Consider the following 26,790-nt stretch of genomic DNA (forward strand, 5'->3'; position numbering starts at 1 on the left):
AAATACTTTTTAACTTGGTAGAAAAATGCGGTAAGTTAAAAAATGATTTTCAACTTACCGCGACTTATTGCACTGATGTCAACCGGGCCTATTTACTCGAACGGGTACTTGAGGCCCCACTTGCTACGAATCTGGTCCATGAGCTTCATGATGCGTAGGGTGTCGGCGTGCGGCATTTCCTCGCATTCGGTTTTGCCGTCGAGGATGGCGTTGGCGGCGCTCGCGACCTCGTACTCGTAGCCGGTCAGTTCGGCGGGCACATCGACGTGGCGGGTGGGCTTGTGGTCGAGGTCGTAGAGGTCGATGCCCTCGATGTTGTTGATGTTCTGGCAGACCATGTAGCCCTTCGTACCCCAGATGGCCCCTGAGCGATCGGAGGCGCACATCATCGAGGCGGTGGCCGTGGCCATCACCCCGTCGTCATAGTGCAAGGCGATGGAATCGGTGGCGTCCACGCCGGTTTCGTAAGCAACCATGGAAGTGTCGATGTCGGCAACAGTGCGCTCGCTGGTGTCCGCGCCTAGCGCCATGTCGAAGAAGTTCAGCGGATAGACCCCGACATCGAGCAGCGCGCCGCCGGCCATGGCCGGGTCGGTCATGCGGGCCTTGTGCGTGGTGGGGTAGCAGAGGTTGGCCGTGGCGGCCTTGACCTCGCCGATCTCGCCGGACTTGATGATGTCGGCCACGAGTGCGCGCGAAGGCATGTAGCGAGTCCAAATAGCCTCGGTGCAGAGCAGTCCGGTCTCCTTGGCGGTCTCAAGCAGTTCCTGCGCCTGTGTTGTATTGGCGGTGAATGATTTTTCCACCAGAATATTCTTACCGGCCTTGAGGCACGCGATGCCCTGTTCGGCATGCAGCGCGTGCGGTGTGGCGATATAGACGAGGTCGACCTTCGGGTCGGCCAACAGCTCGTCGTAGGAACCGTAGGAGACATCGAACCCATACTTCTGCGCGAAATCAGCGGCACGGTCCGCGTCGCGCGCGGCGACCGCGTAAGGCTCGACCAATGTGCTGTAGCGCGGGTCGCCGGCCATCTGAACCAGCGTGTCGGCCATGGAGTGTGCGATTCTGCCAGCTCCCAGAATCGCGACGTTGACCTTGAGTCCTTTTTCTTCCGCTTCGGCGCGGTTACCGTTCAATCTGCTCATGGGAGTCCTCTCGTACATGGAATTGATAGGTGATGTCCCTATTCTAGAGCCAGGTGCTCCGTAACGCTCAATTGGGCGATGATGCCGGAAGCGGGATTCGTCAAAAGTATCTGAAGGTGAGGCAATGGTTTTTGTCGAATTCTCGATTCAGGAGTTGGCGCCGTTCGTAGCGGTTTACGGCAATGAAGCCGTACAGAGTACTGCAGAATAACGATATTGCGGAGTAATAATATTACGGAATAGTCGTATTGCAACGTAAGTTATTAGAACCGACGTATCGCGTATCGGTATATAGAAAATTCGCGGTACGCCGCATCAATCAGAATCGATTGAGATGTGGCGTACCGCGAATGGATATATGCGATGGCGTAAATCTATTGTGCCATCAACAGCGATACGACAGGGCTTTCACTGAGCGTCGGCGACAGTCGCTTCAGTCTCGGTATCGTCGGCCGCAACCAGACCTTTCTTCTCATCGTGGCGGCGCCACCAGGAGGAGAGCACCGAGCCGGAGATGTTGTGCCAGACGCTGAAGAACGTCGACGGAATCGCGGTGATCGGGGCGGTGGCGAACGAGGTCAGCGCCAGCGTGGCGCCAAGGCCGGAGTCCTGCATGCCGACTTCGAAGGTGATGGCCTTTTGCTGCGCGTAGCCGAAGCCTTTCGGATAGATCTTGTACATGACCTTGGAGAAGCCGAAGCCGAGCCCATAGCCGCAAAGGTTGTGCAGGATGACCACCGGGATGGCCAGCGCGGTGGCCGTGCTGAAGAGGCCGGCGTGGTTGGCTGCGACGACGATGCCGATGATCAAGAGGATCGCGGTCTGCGAGATGATCGGTAGCACGTCGGTGACCTTGGAGATCTTGTCCTTGAAGATGGTGTGGCAGATGACGCCGAGCGCGACGGGGATGAGCACCACCTTGACGGCGGTCAGGAAAAGCGACTGCCAGGGAATCGCCACATACTTCGAGGCGAGCAGCTGCATCAGCAGCGGAATCATGAACGGCGCGAGCAGGGTGGAAAGCAGGCCGATGGAGACGTCGAGTGCTACGTCGCCGCGGGCGAGGAAGCTCATCACGTTCGACGAGGTTCCCGACGGGCAGCAGCCCACGAGGATGACGCCGACAGCGAGCGGTCCGTCGAGGTGGAAGATGGCGCAAAGGGCGACGGCGATAAGCGGCATGATGACGTAATGAGCCACGGTGCCCACGATGACCATCAGCGGCTGCCTCAGAATTCGTGCGAAATCCTCAAGCGAAAGCGTCAGGCCCATGCCGAACAGCACGATGCCTAAGAGCCAGCTGGTATCATGCTTGGCCCATTCGCTGGTCTGCGGGACGAAGTAGTTGAACACCGCCCAGACAATGACGATCAGCGTGAACCATTTGGTGATCCAATCCGCTACCTTTTTTACCTTTTCCATCTTCTTTCAACCTCTTTCCCTGTTTTCGGGTATGCGAGCCATGCTAGGGAGAAGTTTTCTGGATTGGCCGATTCGTCTCAAAAATAAGGATTACTGTTTCATATACTGGTCATCCGATTGGGCAATAGCGATACTATCGTCTGAATAATTGAAAGTTCATCGGTCGGCTGTCGCTGTCGGATAGTCTTGTTCGCTGATTGGCGAGTAAACGTCGGTAACGATTCATTGTCGATTTTCGGATGAATTGTCTCGTATTGAAAGTGAAATGGAGGGGTGACGCGTCAATCGAAAGTTCCGGAAAAATACGAGCGAGGCACCCGCAGCTATACGATGTCGCATATCCGCGGCAAAAACACGAAAATCGAAGTGCTGGTCCGCTCCTATCTCTTCCGTCGTGGGTTGCGTTTCCGCAAGAACGACAAGCGTTATCCGGGTCATCCGGATGTGGTGCTGCCCAAGTGGCATACGATCGTCTTCGTCAACGGCTGCTTCTGGCATATGCATTCCGGCTGCACGAAATTCTCGATGCCGAAGTCCAATGTCGAGTTCTGGACGGCGAAGCTGGTGCGCAATCACGACCGTGACATCCGCCAGCGCGCCGAGCTTGAGGCGGCCGGCTGGAAGGTTCTCGTTGTCTGGGAATGTGAGCTGACGAAGGCACGCCGTGAGGAGACGCTGGAGCGTTTGTACCTTGAGATAGTCGGCGGAGATGCGCCCGCCCGCTGAGCGCGTTGCCCTGAGTCTGATATGGCTGTGATGCTTGTCGAAATGCGTCATATGCGTGGGCAAGCTTCCGCTCAACTGGAGAAGTGGAGGCTTGTGGAGTTCCAGTTCGCCATTTGTGTCTCGATTCCTCCAGTAAAGGTGATTGCTGGAGGTTTTGTGACGCTGGTTCGGTTGTTTGTGTCTCGATTCCTCCAGTAAAGGTGGTTGCTGGAGCTTTTGTGACGCTGGTTCGGTTGTTTGTGTCTCGATTCCTCCAGTAAAGGTGGTTGCTGGAGGTTTTGTGACGGTTGAAGGTGTGTTTGCGTCGTGATTGCTCCAGAAGCAGCGGTTGCTGGAGGTTTTGTGACGTAAAGTGGCGCGTTTGTGTCTCGATTCCTCCATTAAAGGTGGTAGCTGGAGCTTTTGTGACGTAAAGTGGCGCGTTTGCGTCGTGATTGTTCCAGTAAAGGTGATTGCTGGAGGTTTTGTGACGCTGGTTCTGTTGTTTGTGTCGCGATTTCTCCATTAAAGGTGGTAGCTGGAGCTTTTGTGACGTAAAGTGGCGTGTTTGCGTCGTGATTGCTCTAAAAGTGGCGATTGCTGGAGCAATCACGACGCGTATTGCCGGGATTCAGGCCAGTCTCGTCGACTCTTTGTCGCTATTGTCGCTATTGTCGCAATGCTTCCAACTGTTTGCGTGCCTTATGCAGGTTCGCGAAGATCTCGTTGCGTCTGGTGCTGTCCTTTGCGCGGGCGTGGTCGCCCTCCAGCTTGGTGATCTGGGCGGTGAGTTCGGCGATTGCCGCCTGTTTGGCCAGGCGCGTATCGAGATTGCTGCCGTCGCTGTCGTGGAAAATGACCTGTGCGCACAGGCTTTGCCAGACATCGTCCAAGGTGTCGCCGTTCATTTCAAGCTTCACTTTCGTGCCGTTCTGCCAGGCGCTGAGGTACGTTTGTGTTTGTGCCTCGCCCTGATGCCCGGCTCGAACCGGCAGAATGCGTTGCAGCGCGAGGGCGCATTGGAATCGGCCGGTGCCGCCGGGTGCCGAATCGGAACGCTCGTCGTTGATGTCGTCAAGGTTGGCGTCGCGCACGCAGACAAAGAGGATGTTCGACGCCGAACGCAACTTCGCGATATGCTCCATTACCTCTACGGGAGCGTTCTTGCAATTCTGCTCAATGCCTATCACCAGAATCTCGCGCGTTTTTCTGCCGGCGGCCACATTGACGGTGTTGGGCCGCAACAGCGCAAGCATGGTGATGGATTCGACGTCGCCGACGAACCGTTGCTTGAGACGTGCCGAAACCGGCGGCTTCACATAGAACATCTGCTTGGGTAGTGTGCCCTTCGCCTCGGGGATCGCGCAGGTTGCGGGCAAGCCAAGCGTGAGGGCGGATACGGTTCCGCATTGTGCAACAGTCATTGTCGGTCTTCCTTTGCCTTGGATGGCGTCTTGCCGTTTCGTAGTGTCGGCCTATGGTTTCAAGACTAATAGCAATCGCCGATTATCGGGTACCGGCAATAGCGGGTGTCGTGAACGCCGTAGGCGGAAACAAGCTGGTTTGTGTTGTCGGTGGAAAGGGGTGCGTTGCCGCGCAACCACAGAGAGTGGCGCGTGGGACAGGTTTACGTGTACAATAACCATGTGTTGCCCGGGTAGCTCAGGGGATAGAGCACCGCTCTCCTAAAGCGGGTGTCGTCAGTTCGAATCTGATTCCGGGCACGAATCCTTGTCGTTCTTGTCGTTCTTGTTGGTCCTGCTTTTCCGGTCCGTGCGTAAGGCGCCACTTCCGGTGCTTGGGCCGTTTCGTGGCATCCAAGTGTTCTTGCCCGGATATTCCCTGGCCGTTCAGGTTCTGTGCCGGTTGGGTTTTGATGCGGGGTATAAGTTTTTCCTCTAACCTGCGGATGGCGCTTTATCTCAATTCGGGTGCTCTGCGCGGTTGCATCATGCGGCAATGGCATATAATTCGTGCATGGTTGTCTGTATAAATAAGCGTATCTGATCAGTATATGTATCGTATATGAACGATTGCGTCTGAAGAAAAAAGGGGAAACATGGTTTTGAGAAAATGGAGCGTTCGTCTCATCGCCGGGCTCGCGGCAAGTGCGGCATTGATTTCGGTGGCGGGTTGCGGAAATTCGGCCGGCAACGGTGATCAACAGGGCCCGAAGGCATCGTCCGATACGATCATCAAGGTGGACAACACCGAGCCGCAGAGCCCGTTGGTGCCTGCCGACACCAATGAAATGGGCGGCGGCAAGGTGATCCGCTATCTTTTCGAGGGATTGGTCAGCTATGATGCCAAGGGCAAGCAGCATCTGGAGGTCGCCAAATCCATTACGCCCAATGCCGATGCCACGCAATACACCATCAAGCTCAACGATGGATGGAAATTCAGCAACGGCGAGAAGGTGACCGCTTCGTCCTTTGCCAACGCGTGGAGCTACGCGGCGAACGTCAAGCATGCGCAAAAACAGTCCAGCCGTATGTCCATCATCAAGGGCTACGACGAGATGCAGAGCCCGAACACCCCCACCGACGCGAAGCTTTCCGGCCTTGAGGTCAAGGATCCGTTGACGCTGGTGGTCACCTTGAAGAGCCCGGATTCGGTGTTTCCCATCCAGCTCGCCCATCAGTCCTTCTTCCCGCTGCCGACCGTCGCGTTCAAGGACATGAAGGCGTTCGGCAAGGCTCCTGTCGGCGACGGCCCGTACAAGTTCAAGTCATGGCAGCCCAACACCGACATTCTGGTCGTCAAGAACCCCGATTACAAGGGAAGCCGAAAGGCCGCCAACGGTGGCATCGACTACCGTGTTTACACCAGTCAGGACGCCGCATATTCCGATTTGCAGTCAGGCAATCTCGATGTCATGGAAGAGGTGCCCCAGTCTGTGCTCAAGACCTTCCGTTCCGATTCCACGGTGAAGGCGTTCGTCCAGCCGGGTTCGGCCTATCAGGGATTCATCATTCCCGAAGGCCTGCCGCATTTCGCGCTCGGCAAGGAAGGCAGCCTGCGCCGTCAGGCCATCTCCATGGCCATCAACCGCCAGCAGATCATAGCCAAGATTTATCAGAACACCAAGTCCGCATCCACCGATTTCACCTCGCCGTTGGTTCCCGAGCATTCGTCGAAGCTCAAGAATTCCGGCAACCTGCAATATAACCCCAAGAAGGCCAAGGAGCTGTGGAAGCAGGCCGACGCGATTTCGAAGTTCACCGGCACGTTCAAGATCGCCTACAACGCCGATGCCGCGCACAAGCCTTGGGTGGACGCGGTGTGCAACAGCCTCAAGAACACGTTGGGCATCGACGCGCTCGGCGACGCGTATCCGACATTCAGCGACATTCGCAACCAGGTGACCAACAAGACGATCAAGACCGCATACCGTTCCGGCTGGATGCTCGACTATCCGACGGCCGAGGACTATATGACGCCGTTGTATGCGTCCTGGTCGGCCGATGGCCACGGCTCCAACGATGGCGACTACAAGAGCCCGGAATTCGACGCCGCATTGAACAAGGCTCTGGCCCAGACCGATGTCGCCAAGCGTACCGCCGATTTTGAGGCTGCCCAGGAGATTCTTCTGAACGACATGCCTTCGATCCCGCTGTGGAATGAGGACGTGGCCGCCGCGGCTTCCACCAAGGTCGGCAACGTGCATTTCGACTACACGAATCTGCCTACGTACAACACGGTCACCAAATAAGGCGCGTCCCAAGGCAACGATAGATCAATAAAAGGAAAAGGTCGGGCAACTGCTGATGAAGCGTTGCCTGACCTTTTCTATAGGTAATGATGTTGCGCTGCTCGGTTGCGTTGCGTTTCCTTGCCGTATGCGTTCTACTCGCATGGCTATGGATGCTAGCGGAATTCCGGACCGCGCAATGCTCGGCGGCCGGTCCGTTTGACATTGGCCGAACGGCTAGCGGTTTTTATCGGCTCGGCGGCCGATAAAAACCATACGCTAATCAATCAATCAGCCCTGCACGTAGCTACCGGCCGGCGACTTGTATCCGCAGTTCATCATTTCGCTGTTGTAGGCGATCACGCCTTCGCCCTTGGCCGGAAGCACGATCAGACCGCCGTCGCCACGATGCGCGTCGATGTCGTCAAGCGTGGCGCTCGCGGATTCGAGCGGGGTCTGGCCTGCGAATTTCATGCGGTCGGAGACCTGATGGCTGGCCACCGTGCGCATGAACGCTTCGCCGATGCCGGTGCCGGAGATGGCCGCCGTCTCGTCGTTGGCGTAGGTGCCGCAGCCGGGCAGGGGAGTGTCGCCGACACGGCCGTGCATCTGGTTGGTGATGCCGCCGGTGGAGGTCGCGGCGGCGAGGTGGCCTTGCCCGTCGCGGGCGACGGCTCCGATGGTGCCGTGCTTCTCCCATTCGTCGCCGTTGGTCTGCGCTTCGATAAGGGATTGCTTGCGCTGTTCGGTGATGAAGTAGCTTGGCTCACGCGTCTCGACACCCCAGTCGGCGAGCTCCTTGTCCTGTGGGTCGGCGAAGAGGACGTGCTTGGTCTGTTCCTTAACTGCGCGGGCGGCGTCGATGGGGTTCTTGACCGTGTGCACACCCGCGACGGCTCCGACTTCTCCGTCCCCGCCCATCAGGCAGGCGTCCATCTGGGCGATGCCGTCGCTGGTCAGGGCGGCTCCGTGGCCTGCGTTGAATTCGGTGGCGTCTTCCATGACGTGGATGGCGGCGACCACGGCCTCTTCGGCGCTGGCTCCGGCCTCAAGCTTGGCGTAACCCGCATCAAGCGCGCGTTGCAGGTCTTTCTCCACCTGCGCCTGGCGCTCCGGGGTGCTGTGCTTGCCGCGGTTTCCGGCACCGCCGTGGATGACGAGCAGGATGCCGTTCTCCGCGCCTTTGGTAACGATTGATTTGACTGGGCTTGTCGAGGCCATTGGTGTGTTTCCTTTCGGTGAAATCGTGATTGTAGCGATAATGATTGTTTTGCCATTGCCATAGTACGCTGAAAATGGTTATTGCTTCACCGTTTTCCCAATAAACCATAGGCAATGCAAGAACAATATATGACATCGGGTGCTGCTTTTCTGTGTGTCGCCTGCGTCATCGGCTTTGCGTGTCGCGGCTTCTGCGGGCATGGCCATGCATCGTGTGCCTTGCGCGCAAGGTAAAGGAGACGGACGGGTGCGCGACGCTACCTTGCGGCGACATCAGATGGCATCGTATATCCTGTTATCGTGATTGGGTTGGTGGCGCATATCTGCGCGGCTCGGATTTCAGCCGGCGGCCATACGAGTTTTTTACGAGGTAGGATAAGGCACCGGGCGGGCGGATTCAGGTGACACCCGCAAGGAAAGGCAATGTGAAAACGAAGGTCAAGACGAAATCGGCGCCAAGGGGACGGGCGAAGTCAACAGTGAAGCCGAAAACCGCGCCGAAAACGAAGGGGCGTGTGGGTTTTCTGCGCAGGATCGTTGCGCTTCTGGCTTGGCTGTGTCTGCTTGCCGCCTTGCTGGGTACGGTGAGCCGCGAACTGCCTGAGGAGCTTCAGTCGTTGCCTTATGTGCCGGCGGTCGCGGCCGCTGCCCCGTGGTTTGCGCTGCTCGCCTTGGTGGCGCTGTTGCTCGCGCTGGCATCTCGTAGGTGGGTGGCTGCGCTGTTGGCCATTGCGTGTATTGGTTTTCAGGGATGGCGGCAATATCCGTATCTCGTCGCTCAGACCCATATCGGCGATGCCGCGATTTCGGCGGTCGGTAAGAACCACGCGGATACGTATGATTCCTATGCGCGCGTCATGACGGCCAATGTCTACAAAGGCCGTGCCTCGGCCAAGGCGGTAGTCGAGACGGTGCGCGACCAGCGTGTCGAGGTGCTGGCGCTGCAGGAGACCACGAAGCCGTTTATCCGCGCGCTCAAGGCGGAAGGCATCGATGATTACCTGCCTTACTCGCAGGTTTCCTCGTCGGACGGAAAATACGGCAATGCCCTGTTTTCGGCCACGGCATTGGATTCGCCGGCGGATGACGACGTCGATTCCAGCGCTTCCTTCATGCCGGGCGGCACCGTTTCGTTTGCGGACGGCAAGATTCCTGTTCGTTTCGTTTCGGTGCATACCACGTCTCCGAAACCGGGTTATTGGAACACGTGGCGCACTTCGCTCGATGATGTGGCGATGATGCGAACGCATACGAACACCAGATATGTGCTGATGGGGGATTTCAACGCGACCACCGACCACACGCCGTTCCGCAATATTCTGGGTTCCCGGTTCCACGATGCCGCGCAAAGTTCCGGTAGCGGTTTCGTGTTCACCTGGCCTGCGAACAGGCCGGGGATTCCCAAATTCGCCGGTATCGACCATATCGTCCTTGATCGGGGCATGGTCGCCGGACAGGTCGGCGCCGTGGCGTTGCCGGGATCGGATCATGCCGCATTGCTTGCGACCATTGACGTGAAATGATGTGCTTTTTCACTGACAATTATCGTTTTTAATGCTGGTGAACGTAAGACGTATCGTGGCCGAATTCCCGATATTGCGACATTTATTGTGACACGGCACACATTCATCTACCTGGGTGACTAAGATGGTTTACAGGCTGAGAATGCCGAACGTACAAGTGAGATTACAATGAGGAGTGCTCATGGACGAGAAAACATTGGTAGATAAGCTTTCCAAGGTTACTACCATCACTGATTTGCAGGCGGTCGCCAAGGAGATTGGAAAGCCGCTGACCGTGGAGCAGGCTGATAAGGCGCTGAACCGCCTCTTTGGCGCCGAGAACGATACGGGCGAACTGATGGGTGATTCCGTGGCCAAGGCTGCGAAGGACATCTTCGGCTGAGTTCCGGATTCTGATCGTTAGTATTGGGGCCTGTCCGCTAATCTCAAGCGGACAGGCCCCAATACTTTATTTACTTGATTTTGCGTTCAGACCGCGTTGGAGATAGCCTCCACGCTGGCCTTGGCGTCGCCGAAGAGCATCGACGTGTTGTCGTTGAAGAACAGCGGATTCTGCACGCCGGCGTAGCCGGTGCCCATTGAGCGCTTGAGGACGACGACCTGCTTGGCCTCCCAAACGCGCAGCACAGGCATGCCGGCAATGGGGGAATCGGGATCTTGCGCAGCGGCAGGATTGACCGTGTCGTTGGCTCCGATGACGAGGACGACGTCGGTATCGGCGAAGTCGTCGTTGATCTCATCCATTTCCATGACGATATCGTAAGGCACCTTGGCCTCGGCCAGCAGCACGTTCATATGGCCAGGCAGACGTCCGGCCACCGGATGGACGGCGAAACGGACCTCGACACCCTGGGCGCGCAGCTTCTCGACCAAGCCGGCTACGGCCTGCTGAGCTTTCGCCACGGCCATGCCATAGCCGGGGGCGATGATGACCGTTTTCGCATCCTTAAGCATTTGCGCCACGTCGGTGGCGTTGGCTTCATGCACCTCACCGGTGATTTCCTTGGTGTCGCCCGATTTCGCCGGCTTTTCGCCGAAGCCGCCAAGGATGACGGAGACGAACTTGCGGTTCATGGCCTTGCACATCAGGTAGGAGAGGATGGCGCCGGAAGCGCCGACCAGCGAGCCGGTGATGATCAGCAGGTTGTTGTCGAGCATGAAGCCCGACGCGGCCGCGGCCCAGCCCGAGTAGGAGTTGAGCATGGAGATGACCACCGGCATGTCACCGCCGCCGATGGCCGCCACCATGTGCAGGCCGAGCAGCAGTGCCAGCACGGTCATGATGGCCAGCGGCCAGATCGAGTTGGTGGGGATGAACCAGGCGATCATCGCGATCATGACGATCAGCACAATCAGATTGATGAGGTTATGGCCGGGGATGATCAGCGGCTTCGACTTCATCTTGGCCGAGAGCTTCAGATAGGCGATGATGGAACCGGTGAAAGTCACGGCGCCGATCAGAACGCCGATATAGGTTTCGGCCAGGTGTGCGCCGTTCGGATTCTTCTCCGTGAGCCATGAGTTGTAGCCGATAAGAACTGCGGAAATGCCCACGAAGCTGTGGAGCATCGCGATCAGTTCCGGCATCTGCGTCATTTCGACGGTGCGGGCCTTGTAGATGCCGAAGGACGCGCCGACGATGAAGACCAAAGCGATCAGCAACGCCGTCACCCAGATGGGCCGGGCCGAATCGACCAAGGCCAAGGCGATGGTGGCAACGATGGCGATTGCCATGCCGATCATGCCGAGGATATTGCCGCGACGGGCGGTCTCCTGCTTGGAAAGTCCGGCCAACGAGAGAATGAAGAGCACTGCCGCCAGCAAGTAGGCGGATTGGGCAATGGATTCGAGTGTCATGATTTCACGCATCCTTCCTGAACATGCTGAGCATTCGATAGGTCACCAGGAACCCGCCGAACACGTTGATCGAGGCGATGGCCGCCGAAATCACGGCCAGCACCGTTACCAGCGTATTGGCCGAGCCGATCTGTAAGAGCGAACCGATGAGGATGATGCCGGAAATGGCATTCGTCTGGCTCATCAGCGGCGTGTGCAGCGAGTGCGTGACGTTGGAAACCACGTAATAACCCACGAAAATCGCGAGGATGAAAATAGAGAACGTCATCAACAGCTTCGAGTCGGCGAAGGCCAACGCGATGGCGAGCAGAATGGCCGCAATAGCCATGAGCACAGTGTTGCGCTTGCTCTTTTGTGCCTTGATGGCTTCTTCCTTGGCCTTTGCCTCCTGTTGCCGAGCCTTCTTTTCCTCGGGCGTCAGTTGTTTTGCCTTGTTGTCGGTTTTCGCCGCCGCAGAGACCGAGACCTTCGGCGGTGGCCAGAGGATCTCGCTTTCTCGGGTCACGGTCATGCCGCGCTGCACCTCGTCGTCAAGGTCGAGCGTGAGCGTGCCGTCCTTCTTGGGGGTCAAGAGCTTCATCAGATTGACCACGTTGGTGCCGTAAAGCTGCGAAGTCTGCTGCGGCATACGGCTGGCGAGGTCGGTATAGCCGATGATGGTCACGCCGCCCTCGGTGGTGATCTTCTTGCCGGGCTGCGTCAGCTCGCAGTCGCCGCCACCGCTGGCCGCGAGGTCGACGATGACCGAACCGGGTTTCATACCGGCGACCGCGTCCTTGGTGAGGGTGAGCACGCCGGCGCCACGCACCAGCGCGGTGGTGATGACGATATCGGCGTTGGCGGCTTCCTTGGTATACAGTGCCAGTGTCGCCTTCTCCTGATCGTCGCTCAACGCCTTGGCGTAACCGGTGTCGGACTTTTCCTGCTGGGCTCCTTCGGCACGCACGAAGGTGGCGCCAAGGGACTCGATTTGTTCGGCGGCTTCAGGGCGCACGTCGAAGGCGCGGACCTCGGCCCCCATCGAAGCGGCCGCACCGATGGCCGCGAGACCTGCCACGCCTCCGCCGATGACGAAGACCTTGGCCGGAGCCGTTTTGCCCGCTGCGGTGACTTGTCCGGCGAACATGCCGCCATAAGATTGTGCGGCCTCGATCACCGCGCGATAGCCGGAGACGTTCGACATAGTGGAAAGCACGTCAAGCGACTGCGCTCGTGAGATTCGCGGCACGGCATCAAGTGCCAGGGCCGTGATGTTGCGATGCGCCAAGGTGTCGAGCAGCTTGGCGTTGCTGTGCGGCGCAAGACGGGAAACCAGCATGGCACCTGACTTCATCCCGGAGATCTCATCAGGCGTAGGGGTGTCGACGGTGACGACGATGTCGGCTTTCCAGACATCCGCGGTCTGGCCAATCGTTGCGCCTGCCTCTTGGTATTCATGGTCGGAGAAGTTTGCCTCTTCTCCCGCTCCGATTTCTATAGTGACATCGTAACCGAGCTTTTTCAACTGGCCGACGGTTTTCGGTGTCGCCGCAACCAGCCTTTCGCCCGGTGATGTCTCTTTGGGTATTCCGATAATCACGATTGCTCCTTCCTTCCCGATGATATCCGTATATCATGATTGCATCGCGGTTGTTTTGGTGCCGTTTCATGTTCCGATATTGGACATTTGCATGGAACGACAATGGTGTTGTTGCGCTGATTGCTCCGAAACGCGCTGATTGGTGAAACTCTGATATTCGGGGAATCGCGCATAAAGCATATGCATATCAGGAGTATTGTCCGCTTCGTTTGCGGGACGGTGCATCACGGTCCGTATGCTGGTGTGCCCTGAATGTCTGCCCATCGTCAATGCGGGCCTTGTTGCGTGCCGCGGCTTTCTGTGCGCGTTCGATCATTGCCTTGGAGATGCTGTGCGGCAGATCGTCGCCTCTCGTTGCACGCTTTTTCAAGGTCTTTCGATATTCGATACCCATCGCGTTCTCCTTTGAACATGAAGTTGTTGTTATCCGTCGTAAATGAGTCGCCGGATAACAACAACTATAGTCTCGTGGGCAAAGTTGATGTGAGCGCGCTGAAGCGCGCGAAGACGGAATCTAATTTGGTACTACTCCAAATTAGATTGCTGAACCGTTAAATGGAGAGTCCTGTGGGCTCTCCATAGGTGAGGTGAGCGCGCTGAAGCGCGCGAAGACGGAATCTAATTTGGTACTACTCCAAATTAGATTGCGTACCGGCGGTCGCTGCTGTCGACTGCTGCTCGGCTTCGGCGGTCTCAAGCTTTGCGCGTACCTCGTTCAAAAGGCTTTGGGCGCGTTTGGCCAGCGCTTCGCCGACCTCCCACTGGTGCATCGACTGATCGAGGTTCAAACCGCCGGCCTCGAGCGCCTGCACGGCCTTGATGAGGTTGTCGCGTGCCTCTTCGTATGGCATCTGGGCGATCTGGTCGCGTTCCTTGTCGGTGAGGCTTGAAGCGGGGGCGGTTGCCTGCTCGGTCTTGTTCTCGGCGTTCTTGTTTTCCGAATCCGTGGTTGCTGCCATGTTGAGTCCTTACTTTGTTGGTGTGGTTGTTTGCTGTTGTTTATTCTGTTGCATCAGAACGTTGACGTGTGCTGTTTTGCGCGAGATATTCGATTGGTGCGATTCCTGGTTATTCCGGATTGACGGTTTTCGCCTCGGTGACCACCTCGCCCTTCTTCAGTGTCAAGGTGAGCATGTCTCCGGGAGCAATGGCCGAAGCGTCGTCAAGCACGTGTCCGTTGCCTGCCTGTACCACCGCATATCCGCGATCGAGCGTCGATTGCGGGCTCAGGGCGCTCAAACTGGCATGGAGCTTTTCGATCGTGAGGCTTGCATCGTCCACGAGCCGTGTCAAGCCCAGTTGCATCCGCTGCTTTGATTCGTCGAGGAAGCGCTGGTGCGGTTCGAGCATCGTTTGCGGATGTGTGAGGCTGGGACGGTTTGCATAGCCTTCGATGACACGGATTTCGTTGTCGATGCGGGACCGGACGCGCATGTTCATCTGCGCACGCGCGTTGGCGATGAGCTGCCACTGTTCGCGTACGTCAGGCACCACTTTCTTGGCGGCGTCGGTGGGAGTCGAGGCTCGCAGATCGCTGGCCAGGTCGATGAGTGTCCAATCGTCTTCGTGGCCGACAGCCGAAATGATGGGGGTCTCGCAGGCCGCGGTGGCCCGTACCACGCCTTCGTCGGAGAAGCCGATGAGGTCTTCGAAGCTGCCGCCGCCGCGGGCGACGATGATGACGTCGACCTCGGGATCCGCATCGAGTTTCTGAATGGCTGCGATGACTTCCGGCGGACATTGCACGCCCTGGACGTGCGAATGAACGACTTTGAACTTCACGGCCGGCCAGCGCAGGTTGACATTGGTGATCACGTCGCCTTCGGCTCGGGCCTGCGGGGCGCAGATGAGTCCGATGCATTTCGGGAATTCCGGCAGCTCGACCTTGTTTTCCTGATCGAACAGCCCCTCGCCCTTGAGCTTTTTGCGTAGCTCGTCGATTTGCGTCTTGAGGTCGCCGGCGCCGATGCGTCGGATGTCGTCGGCGACGAAGCTCAGGCGGGTGGCTTTGACCCACACGTCCGGCTTGCCGTGGATGACTACGCGGTCGCCTTGATGGAAGCCCGAGGCCATGGCCACGAAGTTGCGGAAGCCCATCACCGAAATCGAGATGTCCTCGAAATTGTCGCGCAGGGTGATGTAGCCGGAGCTGGCGCGACGCATGTTGATCTCGACGATTTGTCCCTCGATCCACGAACCGGGCCAGCGGTGTACGGCGTCGTGGTATTTCTGGCTGACCACGCTGACCGGCCACGGGTTCTCGGGCGTGGTGTCGCGCGCCAGCCGTGGCAGCTCGCCGGGACGTCTCAGCCCTTGCTGGGTTGTCAGTCCCGGATCTGCGCCCGGACCCGCATTTTGGTTGGGTGCCGTGTACCCATATCTCGTATTGAATGCCATGATTCCACAATCCTCTTGATGAAGGACAAGGATGGCCATCTTGAGATGAATTTCAAGGTTCTTGATTCAAGGGTGGACAAATTTTCGAGGCTTTCGCCAGACATCCTGATAAAAAAATAAATGTGAAAATTTTGAACTATGAATTTCCGCACTATTCCGCCGTTATTACTAAATCTGGGGGAGAAACGCCGATTGAATCCCTAGATATAGTATTTGGGGCGTCCTATAGTGATGGAAGACACAGAAAGTTACACGCGTGTGATTTCATCCATGTGATTTGTGCGATTCTGTATCGGAGTTTTGTCAGATGTAAAGGAAGGGTAAGTTGATGCAGGCTCAGGTTCTGGATGCGCCCACAAAGTCAACCACGGCGACAAAGGCCGTGTTGGTCGAAAAGCGTGACGGGCGAATTGTCGATTTTGACACGGTGAACATCATCGCCGCTGTGAAGTCGGCCTTTAAGGATCTCAACAAAGAGGTTGGTCCTGAAGAAGAACAGATGATTCGTGATCTCGCCAATGGTATTGAAGGCGAAGTCAAGGAGCGTTACAGCGGCCCGGCCAAGATTGAGGATATCCAGAATCTTGTGGAGCACGGACTTGTTGAAAATCATTTGTATGATGTTGCTCGTAACTATACGAACTATCGTCTCAACAGGGACATCGACCGCGCCAAGGCCACCGATATCAACGCCGCCGTCGATCGTCTGGTCAACAAGGACGAGACGCTGGTGCGCGAGAACGCCAACAAGGATTCCAACGTCTACGCCACGCAGCGTGATCTGCTGGCCGGCGCCGTCTCCAAGGCCTCGGCTTTCTCCATGCTTCCCAAGCGCGTCTCCAACGCACATATGAAGGGCGACATCCACTTCCACGACGCCGATTACTCGCCGTTCACCGCCGAGACCAACTGCTCGCTGCCGAACTTCGCCGATATGCTGCACAACGGTTTCGAGCTGGGCAACGCGATGATGGACACCCCGAAGTCCATCGGCACCGCGGCCACGCAGATCACGCAGATCATCAAGGACATCGCGGGCGACCAGTACGGCGGCCAGACCGTCAATCGCGCCGACGAGATGCTCGACGAGTACGCTCGCAAGGATTACAAGAAGTTCCTCGATCAGGCGCACACCATGATTCCGGATTCCATGCCGGAGGATGTGGCCCAGCAGATCGTCGACGGGCTGAAGGCCAACGAGCCCAAGACCCTGCACTTCGACGCCGATCGCAAGCCGATCCCACAGGACACTCCCTTCCACGCCGATGCGCCGAAGCTCGAGCAAATCCGCGAGATCTACGCCAAGATCATGACCCGTAAGGCCATCTACGACGCCATGCAGACCATGGAATACCAGATCAACTCCAACCGCGTCTCCAACGGCCAGACCCCGTTCGTCACCGTCGGCTTCGGCCTCGGCACTTCGTGGTTCTCCCGCGAGATCACCCGCTGCATCTTCCTGGTGCGCATCCTCGGCCTCGGCCGCGACCACCACACCGCGATCTTCCCGAAGCTCACCTACGCGGTCAAGCATGGCATCAACTCCGAGCCTAGCGACCCGAACTACGACCTGAAGCAGCTCGCGCTCGAGTGCTCCACCAAGCGCATGTACCCCGACATCCTCTTCTATGAGAACCTCGTCAAGATCACCGGTTCCTTCAAGGCGCCGATGGGCTGCCGTTCGTTCCTGCCCAGGTGGACCAATCCCGACACCGGCAAGGACGAGGAGGAAGGCCGTCTGAACCTCGGTGTGGTCACCGTCAACATTCCGCGTATCGCGCTTGAATCGCGCGGCGACAAGGACCGCTTCTGGAAGATCTTCGACGAACGTATGGATGTCGCCCACGAAGCTCTGCAGTTCCGTATCATGCGCTGCAAGCAGGCCAAGCCGATCAACGCGCCGACGCTCTATCGTTACGGTGCTTTCGGCCGTTTGAATGCCAACGACAACGTCGATCAGCTCTTCAACCGCGACCGCGCCACCGTCTCGCTGGGCTATATCGGCCTTTATGAGGCGACCAGCGTCTTCTACGGCAAGGACTGGATGCAGGATCACAGCTGGGATGCGGAAGGCAAGGAATTCGCGCTTTCGATTGTCAAGAAGATGAACGCGCTGTGCGCCAAGTGGGCCAAGGAAGAGGGCTATCACTATTCGCTCTATTCCACGCCTGCCGAGTCGTTGACCGACCGCTTCAACCGCATGGATCGTGAGAAGTTCGGCCGTGTGCCGGGCGTGACCGACCACGACTTCTATACCAATTCGTTCCACTATCCGGTCTGGCTGTCGCCAACCCCGATGGAGAAGCTCGACTACGAGAAGGACTTCCCGTACTATGCTTCGGGCGGGTTCATCAACTACTGCGAGTTCCCGACTCTGCAGACCAACCCGAAGGCGCTCGAGGCCGTGTGGGATTACGCCCACAACATCGGCATCGGCTACCTCGGCACCAACACCCCGATCGACCACTGCTACGTCTGCGGTTTCGAGGGCGACTTCGAGCCGACCGAGGAGGGCTTCAAGTGCCCTGAGTGCGGCAACTGTGACCCCGACAAGTGCAACGTCACCAAGCGTACCTGCGGCTACCTCGGCAACCCGGTGCAGCGCCCGATGGTGCACGGCCGTCACGAGGAGATCACGCACCGCGCCAAGCACATGAGCGGCGAGACCGGCCATGTCGTGCTGAAGGACGGCACCGAGCGCGAATGGTACGAAGAGGCCAAGTAGTTCGGTAGTCCTGTAAAAGCACAAAGGCAAAGGCGGTTCATCGTTTCGGATGCGGCCGCCTTTGCTTTGCCCGTTACTGATGGCCGTGGCTTATTTGGTTTACACCGTCGACGGGCGGATATGGGCGTGCATGCTGGTGTGCCGTGTGTCGTGGTTGTTGGCAGGCAATTGATACAGGAATGCATACCCGAAATGTCTGATCGGTAAGGTGCTGGTTTCGGTTTATCGTGCTGATGGGGCAGCATGCGGCTGGTTTGGTGTCGGGCCTCCGTAGGCGTTGCCCGAATGGATTCACGGTGGGCGTGACAGGTGACGTGTTTATGCATTTTTTGTTTTTACGCGCAAGAAATAATCGCATCATGGGTTTGATGTGAGCTGGATATTCGAAAAGGAACAATATGGGAAAACTGGCAGGCGGCAAGCTGCATGATTTCGCCGCAGACGAAACGGGTCGCGGGCCATGGATTCCCACGGTCTACGCCAATAATCCGAAGGCGGGGCAGTGGACCAGCGAGAAGCTGAGCCACGATATGATCGCCGACTACAAGCCGCTGGTGATGACCGATGGCGAGGGTATCCGTTGTTCTGTATACGTTTCGGGCTGTCCGTTCCATTGCGTCGAGTGCTTCAACGAATCCATCTGGGATTTTCAGGCCGGCCATCCCTATACGCAAGGTCTTGAAGACAAGATCATCAAGGATCTGGGCAATGACGTCGTCCAAGGTATCACGTTTCTCGGCGGCGAACCGCTGCTCAACACCGGCGTGCTGCTGAAGCTCTCCAAACGTATCCGCAAGGAATTCGGTCATGCCAAAGATATCTGGTGCTGGACCGGCTATACATGGGAGGAGCTCATGCGTCCGGGCGAAAGCGCCGACAAGCTCGAGCTGCTGCGTGATGTCGACATCTTGGTGGACGGACGATATATGAAGGACCACCACGATTCGCTCCTGCAATTCCGCGGCTCCGGCAATCAGCGCATCATCGACGTGCCGGCTTCGCTGCGTGCGCACGATGAGAACGGTTCGACGGCGCCCGTTATCTGGTCGAAACTGCATGACCAGCACCGCTTCATCCCCGAGGTCTACGGCAAGGACCGCTCCGCCGGCGAGGGTGCTGCCAGCTGAGCGGCATCGGCTGCCTACCTTGCTCGCGGTTTGTTGCGAAGCATGGGTCTGCGGCATCAACAAATAACAAAGCCGCAAACCCATGATAAAGGTGCCTTCCATCATGGCTTTGTGGCTTTCGTCGAGGCATATGCCGCAAACCCATGATTAGGGCCTTCTTCATCATGGCTTTGTGGCTTTTACTGGGTCGTATGCCGCAAACCCATAGTGAGTCCGAAAGTGAGAATCGTCTTGCCGACGGTACCGGCTACTCAATCGGCATCGGGATATTGACCCGCGAGGTTTTTGCGCATTGTATTGCGTTATGATGACTGAAACAATCTCCGGCAGACGTCACTTGATTGGGTATTGGACGTAAGTGGCGGCGGACGGTGGAATGCCTGCCAAGGCGAGTTTGTCGATGAGTGGCTGCTTGGCGATCACTTCTTGATAATCGGTTCTCACTATGGTAGCTCCGAAGCCGGTAAGCACCTTGGCGCGTCGTCGTTCGGCGTCGACAACCGATCTGGTGTTATGGTTGTTGGTCATGGCAGGGTTGGTATACTTCTCCATCCCGTCGTATTCGAGTACGACCAACCGTCCGCCGTGCAAATGCCAAAGAAAGTCCACTCGATAGCGTGTATTCGGATGATCGGGATCAAAGAATTCCTGCTGTAACGAAGGAACCGTGAATCCTGCTTCGATGATTACGGCACGGCAGTGGGATTCTCCCCCGTTCTCGCTATCTGGATCGGCATAGTGCAGGACGCGATCGACTATTGCCGAACGCTTGGCGCTCAGAGAGGTCGTTGCTGCTGCTATTTTCGCTTTTGTGGTGGTTGCGCTGCGTAGCGCCGAGTCGAAAATGCCGAGACTTTGGTCGAAAGACAGTCTCGTGGCGCAGTCGATGAGAGTCTGCTCGACGCAAGTGACCTGTATTCCGTGGCATATGGAATGCTGCGCCTTGCCGACGTGCACCAATTCGATGCCTTTGGTGTGGTGCCTGTTGCTGGATCGTTGGGTAGCGAGAAAAATCGGCGAGCGGCGGTCGAGCTCGTACGAATATTCGAATCCGTGGATACTGGCCGCGCTCAGTGATGCGAACCTCCACGTCGGATGCATCAGTTGCAGTGTGCGGATGAGATGCAACGTTCGTTGCCTTGGTGAGAGAGACGAATAATATGTCTTTGCCGCGTAGACGTTTCGGAAAACCCTTGCCAACTCGCCGCTGCGGGTTCGGTTGCGCATGGCTTGTCGTTCGCGTTCGTCGACGCCGAAGAAGAACCTGTTTTCGCGCTCGCTTTGCTGGATCTTGCGGATAATCGTCGGATTTTGTCTCATATCGGTTGATGGTAGCGGAATCCGAACGGGAAGCGTGCCGTAATCGTGTTGTGTGGTCGAACGTTCGCGGTTATCCACATTCCGGGCGTGTCGCGGCGGTGTTGTCCACAGGCATGACGGGTATTTGCATTATTGTCCACATCGGTTAGGGGGGGGCGTGTGGGTGGTGGCGGTGCCAAGTCGTGATACGGGTATTCGTATTCGTGGGAGGCGACGGCTTCTTCGTTATGGGTTTGTGGCTTTCCATCATATGAATGCCACAAAGCCAGAATGAGGAGAGCTTTTATCATGGGTTTGTGGCTTTTCCGGATGTCGATGCCGCAAAGCCATGATGAGGCGGCTGTTTATCATGGGTTTGTGGCTTTGCGTGGTGACGATGCCGCAAAGCCATGTTTCCGATATCGTCGGTTGACGGGTTCGACGCGCAGCTGGGGCGCGGGCAGTAGTGTGGGATTGATGCTAAGTAAAGGTAGGCGGTCCACCTGAGCTGGCTAATTCATCGGTGAGGATGGAGACGTATAGTTCAGCGACACGGTTTTTCGGGGATATCGTTATAGGACGGATACTGGGAATTCTCGTTGAAGATGTGCTGCCGGACGATTTCGGATATGGAAAATAGACGTGAAAACGGTTATTTGCGGATTCGATAGCCGCCTGGCTGGTTGCCACGAGACCATAGGCGTGGCACAACGAATGCGACAATGTGAAGAAGCATGAAATATTGGGTTTGTCAAGAGATGTAGGTCACACTAGTTGCTTCTTTTAGCTGAATCGTGGTGAGGTATCTGTTCAATGGGTTGTGCGGCGACTAATCTTGCAATGTATGTGTGTGTAAACTCACAGTGCCAGATTACGCAAAACACGGTGAGTTTACGGAAATGGTAAGGATTCAGGCATGGCTGACGTGATGACAACCAAGACAACGGAGCATGAGGTTACGCCCCTGCGGGTCGGGCTCGATATCGGTTCAACTACGGTCAAGGCCGTCGTTCTCGACAAAAGCAGCGACTTGAAGGATGTGCTGTTTGCCGATTATCGGCGTCACAACGCCAATGTGCGCGCCACGGTGGCAGGGTTGCTGCGTGACATCAAGAAACAACTCGAAGAAGAGGGACGCGGCTCGCAGCTGATCAACCTCGCGATCACCGGTTCCGGCGGTCTGGGCCTGGCCGACGATATGAACGTCCCATTCGTCCAGGAGGTCATCGCCGAAACCAAGGCCATTGACCAGGTATACCCGCAAGCCGACGTCATCATCGAGCTTGGCGGCGAGGACGCGAAGATCACGTATCTGAAGCCGACACCTGAACAGCGTATGAACGGTTCCTGCGCGGGCGGCACCGGTGCGTTCATCGATCAGATGGCGACGCTGCTGGACACGGATGCCAGCGGCTTGAACGATATGGCCAAGGACTACAAGATTTTGTACCCGATCGCTTCGCGTTGCGGCGTATTCGCCAAATCCGACCTGCAGCCGCTGATCAACGACGGTGCCGACAAGCCAGACCTTGCTGCTTCCATCTTCTCGGCAGTGGCCACGCAGACCATCGCCGGGCTGGCTTCCGGCCGCCCGATTCACGGCAATGTCGTCTTTCTCGGCGGGCCGCTGTTCTTCCTTTCCGAGCTGCGTGAGGCCTTTGCCCGTGCGCTCGAAGGCAAGGTCGACAAGTTCATCGTCCCCGAAAACGCCCACCTCTATGTCGCCTACGGTTCCGCGCTCATGTGCGGCGACGACAACGAACTGGATGTGGGGCAGCACTTTGAGCCGCGCAGCTGTCAAGAGATTATCGACGACCTCGAGGCGCTGAAGAACAAGCCGGTCGACACCGCCACGATGCCGCCGCTCTTCCCGACCGAAGAGGACCGTCGCAAATTCAACGAACGCCATCATGCCGAACAGGTCAAGGTCGGCACGCTTGAAGGCGCGAAAGGCCCGCATTTCCTTGGTATCGACGCCGGTTCGACCACCATCAAGGCGACGCTGATCAACGACGACCGTGAAATCGTGTGGTCGTCTTACGGCACCAACGACGGCAGCCCGCTCGACGCGGCCGTGGAAATCGTACGCAAGATTGAGAACGAACTGCCGGCCGAGGCGTGGATCGCGCGCAGTTGCGCCACCGGCTATGGCGAAGGGCTGATCACCACTGGTCTGCACTTGGACGAGGGTGTGGTGGAGACCATGGCGCACTATCGTGGCGCCGAAATGGTGAGCCCCGGTGTCACCGCCGTCATCGACATCGGCGGGCAGGACATGAAGTACCTTGCCATCGCCGACGGCGTCATCGATTCGATCTCTGTCAACGAGGCCTGCTCGTCCGGCTGCGGTTCGTTCCTGCAGACCTTTGCGTATTCCATGGGTCTGACCATCGAGGAATTCACGCAGGCCGCGCTGAATTCCGACCACCCGGTCGACTTGGGCTCGCGTTGCACCGTGTTCATGAACTCGTCGGTCAAGCAGGCGCAGAAGGAAGGCGCCACCGTCGAGAACATCGCGGCGGGCCTGTGCTATTCCGTGGTGCGCAATGCGCTCTACAAGGTCATCAAGCTGCGTGATTCCGGCCAGCTCGGCGACACCATCGAGGTGCAGGGCGGCACGTTCCTCAACGACGCGGTGCTACGCGCCTTCGAACTGCTGACCGGCAAAGAGGTCACGAGGCCCAATATCGCCGGCCTGATGGGTGCGTTCGGCGCGGCGCTGACCGCCCGCATGCACTATGAGGATGCCCACGATCTTGACGAGAGTGCGGAGCATACCAAGTCGGCCATCGTCGAGGGCGACGAGCTCGATCATCTGTCGATGACCTCCGAGCGTGACGTGTGCAAGCGCTGCCAGAACCGTTGCAAGCTCACCATCACGACCTTCCAGGACGGCTCGCGCTACGTCACCGGCAACCGCTGCGAACGCGGTGCCGACGCGAAGGCCGAGCGCAGCGACCGCCCGAACCTCTACGACTACAAGTACAAGCGCGTCTTCGCCTATCGCAGGCTCACCGATAAGAAGGCCTACCGCGGCGAAATCGGCATCCCTCGTGCGCTCAACATGTACGAGAACTACCCGTTCTGGTTCACGTTGCTGACCAACCTCGGCTTCAAGGTCCGGCTTTCCGGTCGTTCCAGCCACGAGCTCTTCCAGTCCGGCATCGAATCCATCGCCTCGGAGAACATCTGCTACCCGGCCAAGATGGTGCACGGCCATATCAAGTGGCTGCTGGACCGCGGGGTCAAGACGATTTTCTACCCGTGCGTCTCCTACGAGGAGAACCTGGTCGAAGGTGACACCGACAACCATTACAACTGCCCGATCGTCGCCAACTACCCGGTCGTCATCGAAGCCAACATGACCGAGCTGCGCGAGCCCGGCATCCGCTATATGCGCCCGTACTTCAACCTCGCCGACCATGAGTTGATGGTCGACCGCATCGTCGAGGAATTCGCGTGGACCAATGTCACCCGCGAAGAGGCCGAGAAGGCCGTCAAGGCCGCATATGCCGAAGACAAGATCTTCAAGCACGACGTGCAGCAGGAAGGCCTGCGCGCGCTCGCCTATATGAAGGAACACAACTGCCGCGGCATCGTGCTCGCCGGACGCCCTTACCATATCGACCCCGAAATCAACCATGGCATCCCCGAGACCATCTGCTCGCTGGGCATGGTGGTGCTTTCGGAGGATTCCATCTGCGAGCTGCAGCCGGGCCAGAACCTGCACTTGAGTGAGTTCTTGAGCGAAGGCGAGAAAGACCCGCGCGCCAAGGACGAAGGCGGGTTCCGCGAAGTCGGCGACCGCAAGGTCATCAACATGCCGTTGCGTGTGGCCAACCAGTGGGCCTATCATTCCAGGCTGTATGCGGCGGCGAATTTCGTCGCGTCCTACCCGGGGCTCGAACTCGTGCAGCTCAACTCCTTCGGTTGCGGCATCGACGCCATCACCACCGACCAGGTCAGCGAGATTTTGGCCGACAAGGCCGACGTCTACACGTTGCTCAAGATTGACGAGGTCAGCAACTTGGGCGCGGCGAAGATTCGTCTGCGCTCGCTCAAGGCGGCCATCGAGGAGCGCGAGGCCAACAAGGCCAAGCTCGCCAAGGCCCCGTCCAAGCCTGAGCTCGAAACGAAGGCCGACGGCAAGACCGACGAAGAAACGGCCAAACAAGCTGCCGAAGCGAAGGCTCGCGAAGCTGCCGCCGCCAAGCGCGAGGCCGAACTGAAGGATGCCGAGAGCAAGCTTGAAAAGGCCAAGGCGCAATTGGCCGCGGCCCAGGCTGCCGTCGATGCGGCGGCGAACAAGGCCGAGACCGCCAAGCAGAACGTCGAAGCGACGATAGCAGAGGATTCGTCTGTTTCTGCCGATTCCGCCGAGGGCCCCGAGGATTCCGATAATATGGAAGTCCCTGCCGCTCGTCAGGGCGAATTCCGCAAAACCGGTTCCAAGGCTCCGACCCCGGGTCGTCAGGTCTTGCTCGACAGCGTGATGAAGGCGAATCCGAAGCTCACCGAATCGATGAAAGAGGCTTCGCGCCGCGCCAATGGCAAGAGCGTTGCCGACGGTGGCGCGAAAACCGGCAGCGTGAACGCCACTGCGACCTCCGGCAAATCCGCCAACGGCAAGAAAAAGAAGCGCAGCAAGGGTACGCTATCCGCATACGCCCACAAGGTACGTTTCCAGAAGGACATGCGACGCGACTACACCATCGTCGCCCCGCAGATGAGCCCGGTGCATATGAGTCTGGTCGAGGCGGTGATCCGTTCCGGCGGCTACAAATTCGACGTGCTCAAGATGGCCGATCAGCAGGATGTGGAAACCGGTCTCAAATACGTCAACAACGACGCCTGTTACCCGGCCATCATGGTCGTGGGGCAATTGGTCGATTCGATCATCAAAGGCAAGTACGATCCGAACAAGGTCTGCCTGGCGATCACCCAGACCGGCGGCATGTGCCGCGCCACCAACTACTACGGCCTGATTCGCAAGGCCTTGGTCGATGCGGGTTATCCGCAGGTGCCGGTTATCGCGTTGTCCACCCAAGGTATCGAGGACAATCCCGGTTTCAAGGCGACCCCGACGCTGCTGTGGCGGGCGATCAAGGCGTTGGTCATCGGCGACCTCTTAATGAAGTGCCATTACCGCGTGCGCCCATACGAAAAGGTCAAAGGCAGCGCCAACCAGCTCTACGAGATGTGGGACACGATCGTGCGCGAGACCATCGAACACCATGGCCATTCCGCGACCGCGAAGCGGAAGATCGGCAAGGGCTATCTGCCCTATCAGACGCTCTTGAACGAGATTGTCAAGAGCTTCGACGCCCTGCCGTTGCGCAATATCCCGCGCAAGCCGCGTGTCGGCGTGGTTGGCGAGATCTTGGTGAAGTACCATCCCGATGCCAACAACCACCTGGTCGATCAGATCGAGGAACAGGGCTGCGAGGCCGTGGTGCCCGGCATCATGGAGTTCATGACCACCCGCCCCTACATCACCGACTGGAACGAACACAACACCGGCATGGGCGGCAACAAGAAAGTTTATGCGCTGATGCGTTGGGGCCTCGACCGCATCCTGAACCCGGTGCGCCGCGCCATCGACCTTGCGCACGGCAAGTTCATCCAGGACACCCCGATGCCGGAATTGGTGAAGCTCGCCTCCACCGTCACCTCGATCGGCGTGCAGGCCGGCGAGGGCTGGCTGTTGACCGGCGAGATTCTTGAGCTTATCAGGTCCGGCTGCCCGAATGTCGTGTGCGCCCAGCCGTTCGCCTGCCTGCCCAACCACGTCACCGGACGCGGCATGTTCGGCAAGATTCGTCGCCTGCATCCCGAGGCCAATATCGTCTCCATCGACTACGACCCGGGCGCCTCCGCGGCCAACCAGCTGAACCGTATCAAGCTGATGATCGCCGCCGCCAAGAAGGCCGATCAGAAACTGGCGAAAGCAGACTGAGTCGTTGGTTGAGTCGGTAACGTTGCCGTAACGTTACCGAACGCAGCAAAAGTCGGGTGATGCTTTTAGCGGGTATCACCCGACCTTCGTATGTGATGGCTTTCGCCGTTGAAGAAAGCTGAGCCGTCAATATGTTCGCA

The 26,790-nt window shown here is 57.9% G+C and carries 17 protein-coding genes and 1 tRNA gene; 8 read left to right on the forward strand and 10 right to left on the reverse strand.

The features are described 5' to 3' along the window. Positions 1 to 92: 92 nt before the first annotated feature. Together OZX64_RS02285 and OZX64_RS02290 are read right to left on the reverse strand one after the other, a co-directional pair. On the reverse strand, positions 93 to 1,148 hold the full coding sequence (locus tag OZX64_RS02285; protein ID WP_277173537.1) for a Gfo/Idh/MocA family oxidoreductase: 1,056 nt from the start codon (positions 1,146 to 1,148) through the stop codon (positions 93 to 95). Positions 1,149 to 1,556: 408 nt separating this feature from the next. Continuing rightward, positions 1,557 to 2,570, reverse strand: a complete 1,014-nt coding sequence (locus tag OZX64_RS02290; protein WP_277173539.1) for a bile acid:sodium symporter family protein — start codon at positions 2,568 to 2,570, stop codon at positions 1,557 to 1,559. A gap of 273 nt (positions 2,571 to 2,843) precedes the next feature. Between OZX64_RS02290 and vsr the strand changes: the two genes are divergently transcribed. Then, entirely contained in the window at positions 2,844 to 3,296 is a 453-nt protein-coding gene (gene vsr / locus OZX64_RS02295) for a DNA mismatch endonuclease Vsr (RefSeq protein WP_277173541.1), read from the forward strand. Positions 3,297 to 3,943: 647 nt separating this feature from the next. On the opposite strand, the gene OZX64_RS02300 is transcribed toward vsr, so the two are convergent. Further along, positions 3,944 to 4,699 (reverse strand): DUF4391 domain-containing protein, encoded by a 756-nt coding sequence (locus OZX64_RS02300; protein ID WP_277173543.1) that lies wholly within the window; start codon positions 4,697 to 4,699, stop codon positions 3,944 to 3,946. Between the two features lie 227 nt (positions 4,700 to 4,926). Between OZX64_RS02300 and OZX64_RS02305 the strand changes: the two genes are divergently transcribed. Continuing rightward, positions 4,927 to 4,999 (forward strand) — tRNA-Arg (locus tag OZX64_RS02305). A gap of 335 nt (positions 5,000 to 5,334) precedes the next feature. Continuing rightward, positions 5,335 to 6,987: an ABC transporter substrate-binding protein gene (locus OZX64_RS02310; RefSeq protein WP_277173545.1), complete on the forward strand. Its 1,653-nt coding sequence runs from the start codon at positions 5,335 to 5,337 to the stop codon at positions 6,985 to 6,987. Between the two features lie 270 nt (positions 6,988 to 7,257). Here the strand turns inward: OZX64_RS02310 and OZX64_RS02315 are convergent, their stop codons facing one another. Continuing rightward, positions 7,258 to 8,187 carry an isoaspartyl peptidase/L-asparaginase gene (locus OZX64_RS02315; RefSeq protein ID WP_277173547.1) on the reverse strand — a complete coding sequence of 310 codons (930 nt, stop codon included), beginning with the start codon at positions 8,185 to 8,187 and terminating at the stop codon, positions 7,258 to 7,260. Between the two features lie 425 nt (positions 8,188 to 8,612). On the opposite strand from OZX64_RS02315, the gene OZX64_RS02320 reads away from it, so the two are divergent. Beyond that, positions 8,613 to 9,710 (forward strand): endonuclease/exonuclease/phosphatase family protein, encoded by a 1,098-nt coding sequence (locus tag OZX64_RS02320; protein WP_277173549.1) that lies wholly within the window; start codon positions 8,613 to 8,615, stop codon positions 9,708 to 9,710. A gap of 181 nt (positions 9,711 to 9,891) precedes the next feature. After that, complete coding sequence (locus OZX64_RS02325; protein ID WP_277156254.1) at positions 9,892 to 10,092, forward strand: hypothetical protein; 201 nt, start codon at positions 9,892 to 9,894, stop codon at positions 10,090 to 10,092. An 86-nt stretch (positions 10,093 to 10,178) separates the two neighbouring features. Here OZX64_RS02325 and pntB read toward each other — a convergent pair whose 3' ends face one another. From pntB to xseA, 5 genes are all read right to left on the reverse strand, one after another. Continuing rightward, a complete protein-coding gene (pntB, locus tag OZX64_RS02330) occupies positions 10,179 to 11,567 on the reverse strand; it encodes a Re/Si-specific NAD(P)(+) transhydrogenase subunit beta (RefSeq protein WP_277156253.1) in 1,389 nt (462 codons plus the stop codon). A 4-nt stretch (positions 11,568 to 11,571) separates the two neighbouring features. After that, a complete protein-coding gene (locus OZX64_RS02335) occupies positions 11,572 to 13,146 on the reverse strand; it encodes a Re/Si-specific NAD(P)(+) transhydrogenase subunit alpha (protein ID WP_277173551.1) in 1,575 nt (524 codons plus the stop codon). Positions 13,147 to 13,333: 187 nt separating this feature from the next. Then, a complete protein-coding gene (locus tag OZX64_RS02340; protein WP_277173553.1) occupies positions 13,334 to 13,540 on the reverse strand; it encodes a hypothetical protein in 207 nt (68 codons plus the stop codon). A 235-nt stretch (positions 13,541 to 13,775) separates the two neighbouring features. Beyond that, a complete protein-coding gene (locus OZX64_RS02345; protein ID WP_277173555.1) occupies positions 13,776 to 14,105 on the reverse strand; it encodes an exodeoxyribonuclease VII small subunit in 330 nt (109 codons plus the stop codon). 109 nt (positions 14,106 to 14,214) lie between these two features. Further along, positions 14,215 to 15,543 (reverse strand): exodeoxyribonuclease VII large subunit, encoded by a 1,329-nt coding sequence (xseA, locus tag OZX64_RS02350; protein WP_277173557.1) that lies wholly within the window; start codon positions 15,541 to 15,543, stop codon positions 14,215 to 14,217. A 328-nt stretch (positions 15,544 to 15,871) separates the two neighbouring features. Between xseA and nrdD the strand changes: the two genes are divergently transcribed. Further along, on the forward strand, positions 15,872 to 18,268 hold the full coding sequence (gene nrdD / locus OZX64_RS02355; RefSeq protein ID WP_277157459.1) for an anaerobic ribonucleoside-triphosphate reductase: 2,397 nt from the start codon (positions 15,872 to 15,874) through the stop codon (positions 18,266 to 18,268). A 407-nt stretch (positions 18,269 to 18,675) separates the two neighbouring features. Beyond that, positions 18,676 to 19,395 (forward strand): anaerobic ribonucleoside-triphosphate reductase activating protein, encoded by a 720-nt coding sequence (nrdG, locus tag OZX64_RS02360; protein WP_277174937.1) that lies wholly within the window; start codon positions 18,676 to 18,678, stop codon positions 19,393 to 19,395. A 333-nt stretch (positions 19,396 to 19,728) separates the two neighbouring features. On the opposite strand, the gene OZX64_RS02365 is transcribed toward nrdG, so the two are convergent. After that, positions 19,729 to 20,715, reverse strand: coding sequence for a hypothetical protein (locus OZX64_RS02365; RefSeq protein ID WP_277173559.1), 987 nt, complete (start codon positions 20,713 to 20,715; stop codon positions 19,729 to 19,731). Positions 20,716 to 21,610: 895 nt separating this feature from the next. Here OZX64_RS02365 and OZX64_RS02370 point away from each other — a divergent pair. Next, entirely contained in the window at positions 21,611 to 26,650 is a 5,040-nt protein-coding gene (locus OZX64_RS02370; protein ID WP_277173561.1) for an acyl-CoA dehydratase activase-related protein, read from the forward strand. Positions 26,651 to 26,790 lie beyond the last annotated feature (140 nt).

Source organism: Bifidobacterium sp. ESL0704 (assembly GCF_029392075.1).
Classification (GTDB): domain Bacteria; phylum Actinomycetota; class Actinomycetes; order Actinomycetales; family Bifidobacteriaceae; genus Bifidobacterium.